Here is a 14,916-nt window from a genome sequence, read left to right as displayed (position 1 = left end):
TGAACTTCGGTCGAATCGTCAACCGACGGACTCGGCCGCACGAACGTCGGGTTGGAACGACGCCGTACGTTCGGTGACGAGGGCTGGGCGTTGGACAAGCGACACCGCGACACGCGCGCCTGGCGCGAGGACAGCCGCGTCGTGACCTGGCACGTCGGCTTGTAGTTCGAGACCAGCGAGGTCGACATGGAGACGCGCTGTCGCACCTCGGAACGACGACCTGGTAACCAGGCCGGCGCCGTCGGTGGCGGCTTGCAGGCGAATTGCTTCGGGGCGAACGAGAACGTCCACCTCCGGATCTCCGGGAACCTCACCGTCGATCGGTAGGAATTGTCCGAGGACCGCAACGCGGTCGCCGTCGATCACACCCGGAATGTGGTTCATCGAGCCTATGAACTCGGCGACGAACGCCGTCGCAGGGTGTTCGTAGATTCGGTCCGGGGTGCCGACCTGTTCGAGCCTTCCGCCGCGTAGGACGGCGACGCGGTCTGCCATCGACAGAGCCTCTTCCTGATCGTGCGTGACGAACAGTGTCGTGACGCCGAGGTCGATCTGGAGTCGGCGGATCTCTTCGCGAAGGCTGACACGTACTTTCGCGTCGAGCGCCGACAACGGTTCGTCGAGCAGGAGCACACTTGGTTCCATTGCGAGCGCGCGTGCAAGTGCGACACGTTGTTGCTGTCCACCGGAAAGTTGGTGTGGGTAGCGGTCGCCGACGCTGGGGAGGCCGACAAGCTCGAGCAGTTCTTCCGCGCGTGAATGTCGTTTGGCTGCTGCCACTTTGCGGATTCGCATGCCGAAACTGACGTTGTCTCGGGCGCTCAGGTGCGGGAAGAGGCTGTAGGACTGGAACACCATGCCTGCGTCGCGCCGGTTGGCGGGAACCTTGGTGATGTCCTCACCGTTGACGATCACGGCTCCGCTGTCCGGTCGTTCGAAACCGGCGACGCAGCGCAGCGCGGTGGTCTTGCCGCAGCCGGACGGGCCGAGCAGAGCGACCAGCTCGCCCGATTCGATCGTGAGATCGAGATCGTCGAGCGCGACGGTCGAGCCGAAGGTGCGACGGAGGTTTCGTAACTCCACCCGTGAGGTCATTTTCGTTTCCTTCCAACGCCGGATACGACGAGTAGCAGCGCCCAGGTGACGATCAGGCTGAGCAACGAGACAGCGACGGAGAGTTGGGCATTCGCGCCGGAGATCGTCACGATCCAGACCGCGAAGGGCTGGAATCCGAGCAGGACCGCGATCGTGTATTCACCGAGAACCAGTGCAAGCGTGAGGAATGCAGCGCTCGCGATTGATGTGCGCAGGTTGGGCAAAATGGTCCGGAACATTACCGTGAGCCAGCCCGCGCCGAGATTGCGTGAGGCTTCGACGAGGGTGCGAACGTCGATGGCGCGCAGACCCGCGTCGAGTGAGCGGTAGACATAGGGCGTTGCCAGCACGACGTAGGCGAGTACGAGCACGATGGGGAAGTTGGGCTTCTGGATTGCGATCAGCGTTTGCCAGAACGGGGTGTTTGCCAGATGCTCAGGACCCCAACGTAATACGGTGCTGATACCGGCGACGAAGGTGATCGGCGGCACGACGAGCGGTAGCGTGCAGACCACTTCGAGCACCTGGCCGAGCTTCGGTGCGCCGAGCCGAACGGCGAGCATCGCGGGCAACATCAGGGCGAGTACCACCACGATGGTGACGACGCCCAATCCCAACGACATAAAGAGTGATTTGGTGAATCCCTCAGCGGAGAGGATGTTGCCGTAGGTTGCGAACGAGAAACCCTCGGCGTCGGTATAGATGGTGAACCAGAACGACGCAGCAAGGGGGAGTAGGAAATACAGCGCGGCAATCGCGAGTACCGCGGTCCGCCCGAGGCGTGGCCGCTCGATCTTCGTCAGTCCAGCCATCGCGAACTCCTCTTCCGCAGCGGCAGATAGACGGCCATGACAAGGGCAGCGACGATAACCATGTCGAGACTCAGCGCAAGTGCCAGATTCTCTTTTCCGACAAGCACATTCCCTGAAAGCGCGTCGGCGATCTGCAGGGTGACGAGGGGCACGGTCGCACCGACCATTGCGGCGGCGGTCGCATAGGCGGCGAACGCTCCACCGAACAGCAGCACCATGCCGCCGATCAGGGACGGTAAAAGCACCGGCACGCCCACGTGGCGCCAGTACTGCCACGTCGTCGCACCGTTGTTGAGAGCTGCTTCGCGCCAATGCGGCCGGAGACCGTCGAGGGCAGGGGTGATCACCAGCACCATCAGTGGGATCGAGAAATACAGGTAGACAATCGCAAGGCCGGAGAACGTATACAGACTCCAGCCCTTGTCGCCCAGACCGAACATGGTGGTCAGAAGTCCGGCGTTGCCGAGTGTCGCGATCCAGGCGAAGGCGAGCGGGACACCACCGAAGTTGGCAAGGACGCCGGACGCGGTGAGAACGGCCTCGCGCAAAAAGGTACCGCGTGAGGTCACGACAGCCTGGGCAAGGATGGTGCCGAGTATCGCGCCGACGACTGCAACCAACGCGGCCAGTTTCACACTGGACCAGAGCGCGGTGCGGTACGCGCCCTGCAGGCTTTCGGTCATGTTGTCGATGCCGAGGTACGACGTACCCGATGTGGGATCCTCGACGGTGAATGCCGAAACCAGCACTGCTATCGCGGGGATGCCGAATGCCAATGCCAGAAAGGTCAGCAGTGGCAGTGCGGCAAGCCACGAGCGGGATGTCTGTGCCGATTTCTTGCGCGCCGGTCCGGAGGTGGATGCCGGACCGGGCGCAAGCGTTGGTATAGCGGTCGTCATGGGTTGAATCAGCCGGCCATGGCGGTGGCCCAGCCGTTGGCAAGGGCCTCCTTGGCTTTGGCGGCCTGCGCCTCGTCGGGGAACGTCGGGGTGCCGTCGACCTTCGGCAGCTTGGCGACGGCGGCACCGTCGACGCTGCCATTTTCGGTGATTGCGGCCAGCGTCACCGGTCGCGCGTAGCCCTTCAGCCACAGGTTCTGGCCCTCGGTGCTGAAGAGGAACTCCTGCCACAGTCGCGCTGCGGCTGGGTGCGGGGCGTCCTTGTTGATGGCCTGGGAGTAGAACTGCGCGAAGATTCCGTCGGTCGGGACGGCGACCTTCCAGTCGACTCCCTTGCCTGCGTACTTATCGGCGTATCCGACGTTCAGGTAATCCCAGTCGATACTGATCGGGGTCTCGCCCTTTTCGATCGTCGCGGGAGTCGATTCGACCGGATTGAAATTGCCTGCGGCCTTGAGCTTTCCGAAGAATTCGATGCCAGGTCCGATGTCGTCGAACGACCCGCCGTTCGCGAGCGCCGCTGCGAACACACCAGCGTAGGCGGAACCGGACTTGGTCGGGTTTCCGTTCAGCGCGACCTTGCCCTTGTATTCGGGCTTGAGCAGATCAGCGAAGGTCTGGGGGCACACCGCGATCTTCGCGGCGTCACAACCGATCGAGACGTAGCCGCCGTAGTCGTTGACCCACTTGCCTTCCGGGTCCTTCTGCCCTGCGGGAATGCTGTCCCAGGTCGCGACCTTGTACGGCGCGAACAGACCTTCTTGGGCGCCGCTGTTGGCGAAGGATTGCCCGAGGTCGAGGACATCCGGTGCCCGATCCTGCCCCTTGCGTGTCTTCACGGCGTTGATCTCGTCGGAACTGGAGCCGTCGGGGTTCTCGTTCTCGATCTTGATGCCGTACTTCGTTTCGAACGTCTTCATGATTTCGCCGTAGTTCGCCCAGTCCGGCGGCAGTGTGATCGTGTGGAGCGTGCCTTCTTTCTTGGCAGCCTCCACAAGCTTGTCCATCCCGCCGAAATCGGCAACGGAGGTAGCGGTGCGAGCGTCGGTGCCGTCTGCCGAAGAACTGGAGCTGTCGGGCGCGGAACCGCACGCGGTGAGAACGGCGCACGCGACTGCAACCGTTGTTGTGAGTGTTGCGAAGCGAGTTCGAGATACGAACACGACGTCTCCTCGTCGTTCGGCTGGCGTCCACCTTGGCTGGACAAGTCGCCAGCTAGTAAGCCCCGCGTAGGTGTACGGGAGGCCAACTAGGGGTTATCGAAATGCCTCGGCTACAAAATCGTCACGTACGAGGGCTTTGACCTGGCGTAATCTGAGTCTGGCTTCGGCCATTTCTGCGATGGAGACGCTATGTCGGCGAAGACGCGCGACGGGGTGATTTCCGTGCGCGTGTTCGGCGATCTTGCGCTCCACGTCGGCGGTGTTCCTGTCGCCCTTCCCGACAGCCTGCGATCACGTGCACTGCTCGGTTGGCTGGCAATCAATCCCGGTCCGCATCCGCGTCGTGAGGTTGCGGCGGCGCTGTGGCCGGATGTTCCAGACGCCAGCGCTAGGCAGAGTGTTCGGAGCGCGCTCTGGTCGTTGCGGCGCGCGCTCGGCGTGCACGCCGACACAGTTCTGGACACCTCCCGCGATCGGATCACGCTGTGCAACGTCGACGTGGATCTGTGGCGCTTCGAGGATCTCGTCGATCGGGACCTACCTGACGAAGCACTTGCCGTCGCTGCAGGCGAAATACTGGTCGGACTTGACGAGGAGTGGGCTCTCGTTGCGCGGGATACATACAGAGACAAAGTGATTCACCTGTTGACCGCGCGCTCGAAGCAGGCCGCGACGGACGGCGATACGGTCACCGCACTCGAGCGAGCAAGACAGGCGGCCGCACTGAACCCGCTGTCGGAATCGTGCGCGCGTGTACTTATGTGCCGCTACGAGGAATCGGGCGACCGGCCCGTCGCGCTTGCGGTCTACTCGAAACTCGTCGACCGGCTCAGGCGTGAATTGCGGATCGCGCCGTCGGAAGAGACCTGGCGGCTCGCAGAGAGAATCAGAAACATCCGGCTGGCACCGCAGGCACCCTCGGCACCGAAACGGCAGCTTCGTCCTATGTCACAGGGACCGATGGTCGGCCGTGCCGGCGAGCGGCAACATTTGCTGGGGGCATGGCATTCGGCGAAGGCAGGTCGAGGCGGACTTGCCGTAGTTCACGGCGAAGCAGGCATCGGGAAGACCCGACTCGTCGCCGACCTCGTCGAGACCGCTGCCACCGAGGGGTCGTTGACAGCGATCGGTACGGCAACGAATCTCGGTGCGCCGTTCGCACCGTGGGCCGATCTTGCCCGAGCGATACTGCACGGCATCGGTGGTGTGCCAACCGGAGAACTGTTCACCACGGCGCTTGCCCCGCTACTGCCGACGATGATCGCGCAGGCCACTCCCGGACCGCCGGAACTCGAAGCGGCGCGACTGACCGAGGGACTACTGGCTCTCGTCGAGTACGCCGCGTCACGAGGACCCCTGCTTGCGGTCCTGGAGGACATGCACGACTGTGACGATTCGAGCGCTGCCGTGCTTGCCCGCGCCGGTCGTAGGTTGTGCGGAATGCCGGTGCTGATCGTCTGGACGCGGCGTGATCGACCCATCAGGCCGGCACTTGCCGATGCGGAGCACCAGAACCGACACCTGCAGATTCCGATGACCGAGGTGGCCGTCGGCCGGCTCGATCCGCGATCGATCGCAGAACTTGCCAGCACGATCGGTCGGCTGTCCGACGACGATCTCCAGTGCGTCGTGTCAGCGAGCGACGGTAACGCCCTGCTCGCGGTGGAGTCGACGCGGACCGTTCTGATCGGCGACCGATCCCTGCCGGAGGGCCTGCGCGGCACGATTCGGGCCAGGACCGCGAATCTTCCCGGGAACGCCCGAGACCTGTGCGCGACGCTCGCAGTGGCCGGAAGATTTCTGACGGTCGACGAAGTGCGGCGCAGGTTGCCCGAGTTGGCACCCGATGCCCGGTTGGACGACGCAGTCCGGCTTGCCGAAGACGCGGGTCTGGTCGGCGTGACCGGCGGGCGTCTCGACTTCTGCCACGCGCTGTTACGCGATGCGTTTTATGCCGAGTTGCCGGAACTCGAGCGAGCCCGGATACATGCGTCGGCTGCGCTCGATCTTGCCGAGACCGGTGGTCTGGAGCGCGCGGGCGAGGCGGCGCGACACAGTCGGCGGGCGGGGGATCGCGGCGGTGCGGGCCGATTGCTGATCCAGGCCGCTGGACACGCTCGATCGCTCGGTGCCTTCGAACGCGCCCACGAATTACTCGTCGAAGCTGCGGACCTGCTGCCCAACGATCCCGACGTGCCGATGGCGTTGGCCGAGGTGTCCGCGTACCGTGGGCGCCGCCAAGAATGCGACCGGCATTTCGAGACGGCGGTGCGAACGACCGAGGCCAGGGGTGACCGGGTAGCGGTAGCCAGGGCGCACATCCTGCGCGCAGAGTGGAACACCGGTCCGCTGTGCCGGCCGCGATTGGCTTTGCGATCGTTGCGAACCGCACTGGAGGTACTCGACCGCGCAGCGGAGTCACCACACGAACTGCGCGTTCACCTGTTGGCGTCACTTGCGTGGTGCGAGGCCGTGGCCGGTGACCCCGACACCTGCGACGAGTTGATCGCGCAAGCTTCGGGCGGACAGGTCGGTTCGCTGGCAGACCCTTTGTTGGCTGTCAGAATCGGCAACGCCCGATCGCTGGTCCTCCTGCGACGCGGACGATTCACCGAAGCAGCCGAGCCTGCTCGGCACGGCGCTGCGATTGCCCGGTCGATCGGGCGAACCGATCTGGTGTACCTCGCACTTCTCAATGCCTCCGCTGGACTCGCGGCGGGGGGCTATCACGATGCTGCGCTCGGCGTACTCGACGAGGCTCTCGAAGCCGAGGAACAAGAATCCTCGATAGCTATCGCCGCCGAGATGCTGATGTCGCGCGCATGGGTACTGTCCAGGCTCGAGCGACACGACGATGCGCTCCGCGACACCTTGGCGGCACGGCGCCTCGCAGACACCTTGGGCACCAAGGAATTGTGCGCGAGAGCCGACGCCGAGATCGGACGTGCCCTGCTGCGCGCTGGCGCGTACGAGGACGCCGAGTCGCGGCTGCAGCGGGCGCTCGACGTGGCGTCTGCCTCGATCTGTCGACCACTCGCGCGCTTGCAACGAGCAGAAGCCCTGGCACGGTTGGGGCGCCACGACGACGCAGCAGTCGAGTTGCGAGCGACTGCGCTCGAACCGGTGCACGCGGGGGACTGGCCGGACATGTTGGTTGCCCGCATGTCGTCGATCCGCGGGTTGATTGCGGCCGGACGCGGCGACGTCGAAAGAGCGCGAATCGAGTTCGGACGCGCTGAAACAGGTTGGCGTAGAAGGACAGGTGCGGTCGACCTCGGCGACCGTCTCGTCGCCACGATCGCCGACCTCGGCCGACCGGTGATCGGATTGGTTTCTCCCGCTGAGGAATTGCGTTCGGTTCTTGCCGACATCGCCACGCTCGATCACGCTGCCCTCGATCACGACAACAAGCAAGGAGCGAACAATGCCGACCTTCGATGACTCGACAGAATGTGCAGCCTCTCCGGAGGATGTGTGGCTGACTCTCTACGACCCGCTGCGGTTTCCGGAATGGTGGACCGGGATCGAGTCCGCAGTCTCGGGCGACGAACTGGGAGGGACCGCGGACATCACCATCTACCCCGATGGCTACCCGGATTTCCCGATGCCACAACTCGTGCAGTCGCGCAGCGACGACCTGCGCGTGACGGTGACCTGCACGGTGTCCGACCTTGCCTTCGACTGGCGACTCGAACCCGTGGAAACAGGGACCCGCATCTCGGTCCACGTCGAAATACCCGAGGCCGAAGCACATCGCCTTGCGACCCAGCAAGGTGTGATCTCGTCCTCGCTACGGCGACTCGCCGAGGTCGCCTCACACGGATAGTGTTGTCCGAACTACGGTTTGGCTTCGAGAACCATGTTGAACGGTGTCTCTGCTGCGCGTCGAAATTGGGTGAAACCGGCCTCCCTCGCGACCTCTTCGAGCCGCTTCTCTCCTGCTTGCGCGCCGAGGCAAGCGCCGACGTCCTGCGCCCGTGAGGCGGGCGTGCAGATGAACGTCGACGCCGAATAGAACACTCGACCAACAGGATTCAGGTTCTCTGCCAACGAGTTCCCTGCCATCGGTTCGACCAACAACAGTGTGCCGTCGGAATTGAGCGACTCCCGGACGTGACGAGCGGCACCGACCGGATCGCCCATATCGTGCAGGCAGTCGAACATCGTGACAAGGTCGAAATCGGTTCCTGCGTAGTCAGCGGCTCCTGCGACCTCGAACCGCACTCTGTCGGATACGCCGGCAACGTCCGCTGCCGTGCGTGCTTGGACGATGGACGCTTCGTGATAGTCGTAGCCGACGAATGTCGACCGCGGAAAGCCTTGGGCCATGATGATCGTCGACGCACCGTGCCCGCATCCGACGTCGGCAACCCTCGCACCGCTCAGCAGTTTCGCCTCGACACCCCGCAGCGCCGGAATCCAATTGTCGATGAGGTTGGCGGCGTAGCCCGGACGGAAGAATCGTTCCGTACCTGCGAACAGTTCGTGGTGGTGCTCGTGCCAGCCGACGCCACGACCGGTTCGAAAGGCCTCGATGATCGTGTCGGCGTCCTTGTATACCGACGCCGCAATTTCGAACGCGCCCGGTAGAAATGTTGGGCTGTGCGAGTCTGCGAGACACACGATCTGGGCGGGTGTCAGCGAGAAGTTGCTTTCGCCGTCGAAGTCGACGTAGCCGCCTGCGGCCTGGCCCGACAACCATTCCCGAACATAGCGGGGGTCGGTGTCGGTTCGCTCCGCGAGTTCATCGGCAGTGGCGGACCCGAGCTCGGCGAGAGCCCGATAGAGACCGAGTCGGTCGCCGAGAATGACCCCGGCGGACGCCAGCGCTGCGCCGAAGTCGACGACGAATCGGCCGAGGAATGCCTCGACGTCAGCTTGGGAAGCCTGTGGTGCGGTAGTAGTCATGGGACGCTCCTGTCCGGATACTTCGGGATCTGTATCGGACCAGAGTGCGACGTCGGGCGTGCCGCCACCGTCAAGCGAGCGTCAATGTTGATCGCCGGAAAGTGCGCGATTGCTCTCGGTATCCGAGAGCATCGCCACACTGTTCCGCTAACCGACTGCTACCCCGACAATGCGGCGTTGAACGTTTCGCTCGGCCGCATCACCTTGACGGTCTTGTCGTCGTCGGGAAGGTAGTACCCGCCGATGTCGACCGGGTTGCCCTGCACCTCGGCGAGTTCGTCGATGATCTTCTGCTCGTTTTCGCTCAGAGTCTTGGCGAGCGTCGCGAACTTCTCGGCCAACTCAGGGTCGTCGGTCTGCGCGGCGAGTTCTTCGGCCCAATACAGCGCGAGATAGAACTGGCTTCCGCGGTTGTCGATCTCGCCTGTCTTGCGCGACGGGTTCTTGTTGTTTTCCAGCAGCTTGCCGGTCGCAGCGTCCAGCGTCGTCGCCAAGATGGTCGCGCGCTTGTTGTCGGTCTTGCGGCCGAGGTCTTCGAGACTTACCGCGAGAGCGAGGAATTCGCCGAGTGAATCCCAGCGCAGATGGTCTTCTTCGACCAACTGCGTGACGTGTTTGGGCGCCGAACCGCCTGCTCCCGTTTCGTACAATCCGCCACCGGCCATCAAAGGCACGACGGAGAGCATCTTGGCGCTCGTGCCGAGTTCCAGGATCGGGAACAGGTCGGTCAGGTAGTCGCGGAGGATGTTGCCGGTCGCGGCGATGGTGTCGAGACCACGCATCGCCCGCTCCAGCGTGTATCGCATGGACCGCACCTGCGACATGATCTGGATGTCGAGGCCCTCGGTGTCGTGATCCTTCAGGTACAGGCGCACCTTCTTGATCAGCTCGTTCTCGTGCGGACGGTACGGGTCCAGCCAGAACAGCACGGGAGTGCCGGAGTCGCGAGCACGCGTGACGGCCAGTTTGACCCAGTCGCGGATCGGCGCGTCCTTGACGGTGCACATACGCCAGATGTCGCCTGCTTCGACGTGTTGGGTCAGCAGCACTTCACCGGTGTCGAGGTCGACGATGTTGGCGTCGCCGTCCGCGGGAATCTCGAAGGTCTTGTCGTGGCTGCCGTACTCCTCGGCCTTCTGCGCCATGAGGCCGACGTTCGGCACAGTCCCCATCGTCGCGGGATCGAAGGCGCCGTTGGTCTTACAGAAGTTGATGATCTCCTGGTAGATGCGCGCGAACGTGGACTCCGGCATCACGGCCTTGGTGTCCTTGGTGCGTCCGTCGGCGCCGTACATCTTGCCGCCGGAACGGATCATCGCGGGCATCGAGGCGTCCACGATCACATCGCTCGGCGAATGGAAGTTCGTGATGCCGCGTGCCGAATCGACCATCGCCAACTCGGGGCGATGTTCGTGGCAGTCGTGCAGATCTTTGCTGATCTCGTCCCGTTGCGAGCTGGGCAGCGACTCGATCTTGTCGTAGAGGTCGCCGAGTCCGTTGTTGACGTTGATGCCCAACTCGTCGAACAGGGCCTGATGCTTCGCGAACGCGTCCTTGTAGAAGACGCGGACAGCGTGGCCGAAGACGATGGGGTGCGAGACCTTCATCATCGTCGCCTTCACGTGGAGCGAGAACATGACGCCGCTCTTGCGGGCGTCTTCCATCTGCTCCTCGTAGAACTCGAGCAGAGCTTTGCGGCTCATGAACATGCTGTCGATGACGTCGCCCTCGCCCATCGGAACTTCGGGCTTGAGCACGATCGTTTCGCCACTGTCGGTGTTCAGTTCCATCTTCAGATTGCGCGCACGGTCCAGAGTCATCGACTTCTCGCCGTGGTAGAAGTCGCCGTGCTTCATATGCGCGACATGGGTGCGCGAGGCCATGGACCATTCGCCCATGCTGTGCGGATGCTTGCGTACGTACTCCTTGACCGCCTTCGGCGCCCGACGGTCCGAGTTGCCTTCGCGGAGAACCGGATTGACGGCACTGCCGAGGAGCTTCCCGTAGCGAGTGCGAAGTTCTTTGTCTTCGTCGGTCTTCGGATTCTGCGGATAGTCGGGCAGCGCGTAGCCCTTGTCCTGCAACTCTTTGATCGCGTTTACAAGCTGGGGCACCGAGGCGCTGATGTTCGGCAGCTTGATGATGTTGGTCTCGGGCAACTGCGTCAGTGCGCCGAGCGCGGCCAGGTTGTCCGGAATCCGCTGCTCTTCGGTGAGGTAGTCGGGGAACTCGGCCAGAATGCGTGCAGCGACGGAAATGTCGCTTGTTTCGATTTCGATGCCTGCCGGGTCGGTGAATGCACGAATGATCGGCAGGAAGGCGTAGGTCGCGAGTCGCGGCGCCTCGTCGGTAAGCGTGTAGATGATGGTCGGCTGCTTGGCAGTCATTTTTTTCGTTCTCCCGACGTCAGAAGGTTCGTTGGTTCTAGAGCGGTTCGAATGCCGCCGGGGCTTGTAGCCCTCGCCATCCGCGAACATATCCGATCAGCGCCCGGTGGCGCATCGGGATCACCTATCCGACGTCCGCGACGCCGCGGCCGCGGCCAGGTGTCGTACCCGTCCAGCGGCGGTACGCGCGTGTGAATCCCGCAGCGTCGTGATAGCCGAGGCGGCTCGCGACGTCTCCAACCGTGAGTCCGGCGGTGCCGAGCAATTCGTCGGCGATCGTCTCGCGGACTTCGTCGATCAGCTCCCGGAACGAGGTCCCGTCGGCGTGCAGTTGCCTCCGCAAGGTTCGCGGGTCGACATGCAACTCACCCGCAATCTGTTCCATGCTCGGTGACTGGTCGAGGCGAGCGAGAATAAGTGAGCGGACGTGGCCGGCAACCCCACGCCGATTGCGTCGAGCCTGAAGTAGGTCGGCACATTGCTTTTCCAGGATCTGCGCGGTGATCGGATCAGCCTGGGGGAGCGGAGCATCGAGCATCGCGCGATCGAAAGCCAGGATGTGCTGGTCGCGTCCTGTGAGCAACGTGATGTGGGGCAGGCGGTCGCGCAACGCGGCGGCCTCTGCTCCATCGAGACTTGTCTCGTAGCGCACGGCACCCTGGCGCGCTCCGAGCGCGATCGGCATCATGATCGCGAGTTTGGTCAACTCCCGTTCGACGAAGAACGTGCGCACATCGTCGGGAATCTCGTTGTCGGCGAGCACGACTCGTCCCTCGTTACGGTCCTCTTCGAAGAACGGTCTGATGAAGGCGAACGAAAGTCCGGTGTATCGCACACCTATCCGGACGAGCTCACGCAACGTCGGGCTCGACAGCATCGCGTACGCCCAGATGCCGAAATGTCCGATCGTGTAACGCATTCCCGCGTCGATCCCAAGACCGGAGGGATGCTCCAGAGCACGTAACAAATTGCGTGCGATGGCGAGTTCTTGGCCGGCTTCGACCTCGAATGCAGGATCGGCAAGTTCGGTCGGCAGTAAGCCTGTACCCGCAAGCAGGTCCGATCGATTGACGCCGCGGTCGACGCCCAGTTCGACCAGAATGCGGGCAGCCGCCGTCCCGCGAGGGTGGTCCCACGCGGGAGCGTCGGTGCGGCTTGCGATGGTCGTCATGTCCGAAAATGACAATACCCTGCCCGGCGCGGACATGGGAACGGACGAGTCGCTTCAGTACCTTTCGAGCTATGCCTGACAAGACACCCTCGGTGGCCATCATCGGATGCGGATTCGGCGGCCTCGGCGCCGCGATCGAACTCGAGCGCAACGGAATCGACAACTACACCGTCTTCGACCGCGGTAGCGGTGTCGGCGGCGTCTGGCGTGACAACACCTACCCGGGGGCGGCATGCGACGTGCCGTCGCCGACGTACTCCTACTCCTACGAGCTGGAAACCGAATGGTCGGCGAGGTTCGGGTCGCAGCCTGAGATCAAGGCCTACCTCGAACGCTGCGCCGAGAAGTACGGCGTACTCCAGAAAGCTCGGTTCGACACCGAGATCGTCGCCGCCCGTTTCGACGAGTCGACCGGACGGTGGGAACTCGAAATCGAAGGTGGCGAGAAGGTGTGGTTCGACGCATTGATCTGCGCGACCGGCCAGCTGTCGCGGCCCAAGATTCCGGACCTCGACGGTATGGGCACCTTCGAGGGCGATCACTTCCACTCTGCGCGTTGGGATCACAGTGTCGACCTGACCGGAAAGAAGGTGGCAGTCGTCGGAAGCGGTGCCAGCGCAGTGCAATTGGTCCCGGCAATCGTCGACCAGGTTTCCGAGCTCCACGTGATCCAACGGTCGCCGAACTGGGTCGGCAACAAGTGGAATCACCGCTCGAACCGCCGCGTCAAGTGGCTGATGCGCAACGTTCCCGGTTTGTCGCGGCTGCAGCACAACGTGGAATGGGCTTGGTACGAAGCGCGCGTGCCGATCATCTTCGATCAGTTCGACCCGCTGCGCGGCGGACTGCACGAGTGGCTGAAGTACAAGATCCGTCGTGAGATCAAGGATCCGGATCTGCGCAAGGCAGTGACCCCGAACTACAAGGTCGGCTGCAACAGGGTCCTGCTGTCGAACGAGTGGTATCCGGCGCTCGATCGTGACCAGACCACCTTGCATGCTAAGGCCGTCGCTCGGGTGACGCCTGCTGGGCTTGTTCTCGACGACGGCACGGAAGTCGATGCGGACGTGATCATCTGGTGCACCGGATTCACCGCCACCGAGTACCTCGCGCCGATCGACATCACCGGTCGCGACGGCCGAAAACTGCACACCGAGTGGAAGAACGGTCCGGAGGCCTACCTCGGGATCACGGTCTCCGGCTACCCGAATCTGTTTATGATCTACGGCCCGAACACGGGTTCGCTGACGAACACGATCATCTTCCTGTTGGAGAAGCAGGCCCGTTACGCACGTGAGGCAATTCAGCGGATTGCCAAGGACGGGGGTTGGATCGACGTTCGTCAGGACGTCCAGGACGCGTTCAACGAGGAGATTCAACGCAAGTTGTCCGGCACGGTCTTCACGAGCGGATGCCCCGGCTGGTATCACACCGAGGACGGCAAAGTCGTCGCCGTCTGGCCTGGTTCGCACATTGCCTACGCTCGTGCGACCAGCAAGGTCGACTTCGACGCGTACGAGATCGGCAGTGTGTCCGCAGATGCGTAAAACATTGGCAGGCAAACGGATTGCGATCACCGGCGGTGCGCGCGGGATCGGCCGCTCGACCGCCGAAGCCTTCGCGGCCGCAGGTGCATCGGTCGTGATCGGTGACATCGATGCCGTGCAGGTAGAGAAGACGGCAGCGGCGATCGCCGAGACATCCGGCGCGCAGGTGCTCGGCTTGGCGCTCGACGTCACCGACGTCGCCTCGTTCGAGGCCTTCTTGGACACCTCCTCGGAGGAGTTCGGTGAACTCGATGCACTCGTGAACAACGCGGGCATCATGCCGACAGGCAGCTTCCTCGACGAGTCGATCGAGTTGGCAGACAGGCAGCTCGCCATCAACACCCGTGGCGTGATCATCGGGTCCAAGCTCGCGGGACGACGTTTCGCCGAACGCGGTAACGGACACATCGTCAACGTCGCGTCGATCCTCGGACTGCTCAGTCCGCCGGGAGCAGCGACGTACTGCGCGACCAAGCATGCGGTCGTCGGGCTCGGCGAGGCACTGCATCAGGAACTCGAACCGCTAGGCGTAGCGGTGTCGACGATCTGCCCGTCCTTCGTCAATACCGAACTGATCGATGGACTTTCACCGAACTGGCTGGCTCGACGCATCGGCTTCATCGAGCCGGGCGATGTTGCCGACTCGATCCTCGACGCTGTCGCCAGCGGCCGAGGTGGGCAGCGGATAGTGCCGACCAGCACAGGGCTCGCGGCGAAATTGCTGTTCCCGCTTCCTGAAGATCTGCGGAACCGGATCTCGCGACTTCTGGGCGGGCACGACACCGTGGCCAAGGCTGACATCGAGAAGCGGCGTGCCTACATCGAAAGCGTGGAGTTGCAGAGTCGCTGAGGCGAGTCGCGAAGAATAAGCGAGCCGATCTGCTTACGCTCAGTCCGTGGTGGTGAACCGGACTCGCAAGGCACGCATCGCTCG

11 protein-coding genes are annotated in these 14,916 nt (G+C 63.3%); 4 read left to right on the top strand and 7 right to left on the bottom strand.

What is annotated here, in order from left to right:
- Positions 1-18: 18 nt before the first annotated feature.
- Genes JGU71_RS23980 through JGU71_RS23965 form a run of 4 tightly spaced genes read right to left on the bottom strand, consistent with a single transcriptional unit; the run spans position 19 to position 3,969 of the window.
- Positions 19-1,095 carry an ABC transporter ATP-binding protein gene (locus JGU71_RS23980; RefSeq protein WP_199707083.1) on the bottom strand — a complete coding sequence of 359 codons (1,077 nt, stop codon included), beginning with the start codon at positions 1,093-1,095 and terminating at the stop codon, positions 19-21.
- Positions 1,092-1,907, bottom strand: coding sequence for an ABC transporter permease (locus JGU71_RS23975; RefSeq protein WP_199707081.1), 816 nt, complete (start codon positions 1,905-1,907; stop codon positions 1,092-1,094). Before JGU71_RS23975 ends, JGU71_RS23980 begins: the two co-directional genes overlap by 4 nt.
- The gene (locus JGU71_RS23970; protein ID WP_199707080.1) at positions 1,895-2,806 is read right to left on the bottom strand and encodes an ABC transporter permease; all 912 of its coding nucleotides are present in this window, start codon (positions 2,804-2,806) and stop codon (positions 1,895-1,897) included. The genes JGU71_RS23975 and JGU71_RS23970 overlap by 13 nt, the downstream gene beginning before the upstream one ends.
- A gap of 8 nt (positions 2,807-2,814) precedes the next feature.
- The gene (locus JGU71_RS23965; protein WP_307829831.1) at positions 2,815-3,969 is read right to left on the bottom strand and encodes an ABC transporter substrate-binding protein; all 1,155 of its coding nucleotides are present in this window, start codon (positions 3,967-3,969) and stop codon (positions 2,815-2,817) included.
- A gap of 189 nt (positions 3,970-4,158) precedes the next feature.
- Here JGU71_RS23965 and JGU71_RS23960 point away from each other — a divergent pair, with 189 nt between their 5' ends.
- Together JGU71_RS23960 and JGU71_RS23955 are read left to right on the top strand one after the other, a co-directional pair.
- Positions 4,159-7,410, top strand: a complete 3,252-nt coding sequence (locus tag JGU71_RS23960; protein ID WP_199707078.1) for an ATP-binding protein — start codon at positions 4,159-4,161, stop codon at positions 7,408-7,410.
- Positions 7,394-7,795, top strand: coding sequence for an SRPBCC family protein (locus JGU71_RS23955; protein WP_199707076.1), 402 nt, complete (start codon positions 7,394-7,396; stop codon positions 7,793-7,795). The genes JGU71_RS23960 and JGU71_RS23955 overlap by 17 nt, the downstream gene beginning before the upstream one ends.
- A gap of 11 nt (positions 7,796-7,806) precedes the next feature.
- Here JGU71_RS23955 and JGU71_RS23950 read toward each other — a convergent pair whose 3' ends face one another.
- The 3 genes from JGU71_RS23950 to JGU71_RS23940 form a co-directional block, all read right to left on the bottom strand.
- Positions 7,807-8,877: a class I SAM-dependent methyltransferase gene (locus tag JGU71_RS23950; protein WP_199707074.1), complete on the bottom strand. Its 1,071-nt coding sequence runs from the start codon at positions 8,875-8,877 to the stop codon at positions 7,807-7,809.
- 158 nt (positions 8,878-9,035) lie between these two features.
- On the bottom strand, positions 9,036-11,264 hold the full coding sequence (locus JGU71_RS23945; protein ID WP_199707072.1) for an NADP-dependent isocitrate dehydrogenase: 2,229 nt from the start codon (positions 11,262-11,264) through the stop codon (positions 9,036-9,038).
- Positions 11,265-11,388: 124 nt separating this feature from the next.
- The gene (locus JGU71_RS23940; RefSeq protein WP_199707070.1) at positions 11,389-12,435 is read right to left on the bottom strand and encodes an AraC family transcriptional regulator; all 1,047 of its coding nucleotides are present in this window, start codon (positions 12,433-12,435) and stop codon (positions 11,389-11,391) included.
- A 71-nt stretch (positions 12,436-12,506) separates the two neighbouring features.
- Here JGU71_RS23940 and JGU71_RS23935 point away from each other — a divergent pair, with 71 nt between their 5' ends.
- Together JGU71_RS23935 and JGU71_RS23930 are read left to right on the top strand one after the other, a co-directional pair.
- Entirely contained in the window at positions 12,507-13,982 is a 1,476-nt protein-coding gene (locus JGU71_RS23935; RefSeq protein ID WP_199707068.1) for a flavin-containing monooxygenase, read from the top strand.
- Positions 13,975-14,832, top strand: a complete 858-nt coding sequence (locus JGU71_RS23930; RefSeq protein WP_199707067.1) for an SDR family NAD(P)-dependent oxidoreductase — start codon at positions 13,975-13,977, stop codon at positions 14,830-14,832. The genes JGU71_RS23935 and JGU71_RS23930 overlap by 8 nt, the downstream gene beginning before the upstream one ends.
- The last annotated feature ends 84 nt before the right edge of the window (positions 14,833-14,916 follow it).

Origin of the sequence: Antrihabitans stalagmiti (assembly GCF_016482825.1) — a bacterium.
Lineage (GTDB): Bacteria > Actinomycetota > Actinomycetes > Mycobacteriales > Mycobacteriaceae > Antrihabitans > Antrihabitans stalagmiti.
This window is presented reverse-complemented; position numbering and strand designations above follow the sequence as displayed.

Bases quoted from the DNA above. Each gene is read 5' to 3' on its own strand.
- JGU71_RS23960 (WP_199707078.1), top strand. From the start codon at position 4,159: ATGTCGGCGAAGACGCGCGACGGGGTGATTTCCGTGCGCGTGTTCGGC.
- JGU71_RS23955 (WP_199707076.1), top strand. From the start codon at position 7,394: ATGCCGACCTTCGATGACTCGACAGAATGTGCAGCCTCTCCGGAGGAT.
- JGU71_RS23940 (WP_199707070.1), bottom strand. From the start codon at position 12,435: ATGACGACCATCGCAAGCCGCACCGACGCTCCCGCGTGGGACCACCCT.
- JGU71_RS23950 (WP_199707074.1), bottom strand. From the start codon at position 8,877: ATGACTACTACCGCACCACAGGCTTCCCAAGCTGACGTCGAGGCATTC.
- JGU71_RS23975 (WP_199707081.1), bottom strand. From the start codon at position 1,907: ATGGCTGGACTGACGAAGATCGAGCGGCCACGCCTCGGGCGGACCGCG.
- JGU71_RS23980 (WP_199707083.1), bottom strand. From the start codon at position 1,095: ATGACCTCACGGGTGGAGTTACGAAACCTCCGTCGCACCTTCGGCTCG.
- JGU71_RS23970 (WP_199707080.1), bottom strand. From the start codon at position 2,806: ATGACGACCGCTATACCAACGCTTGCGCCCGGTCCGGCATCCACCTCC.
- JGU71_RS23930 (WP_199707067.1), top strand. From the start codon at position 13,975: ATGCGTAAAACATTGGCAGGCAAACGGATTGCGATCACCGGCGGTGCG.
- JGU71_RS23935 (WP_199707068.1), top strand. From the start codon at position 12,507: ATGCCTGACAAGACACCCTCGGTGGCCATCATCGGATGCGGATTCGGC.
- JGU71_RS23945 (WP_199707072.1), bottom strand. From the start codon at position 11,264: ATGACTGCCAAGCAGCCGACCATCATCTACACGCTTACCGACGAGGCG.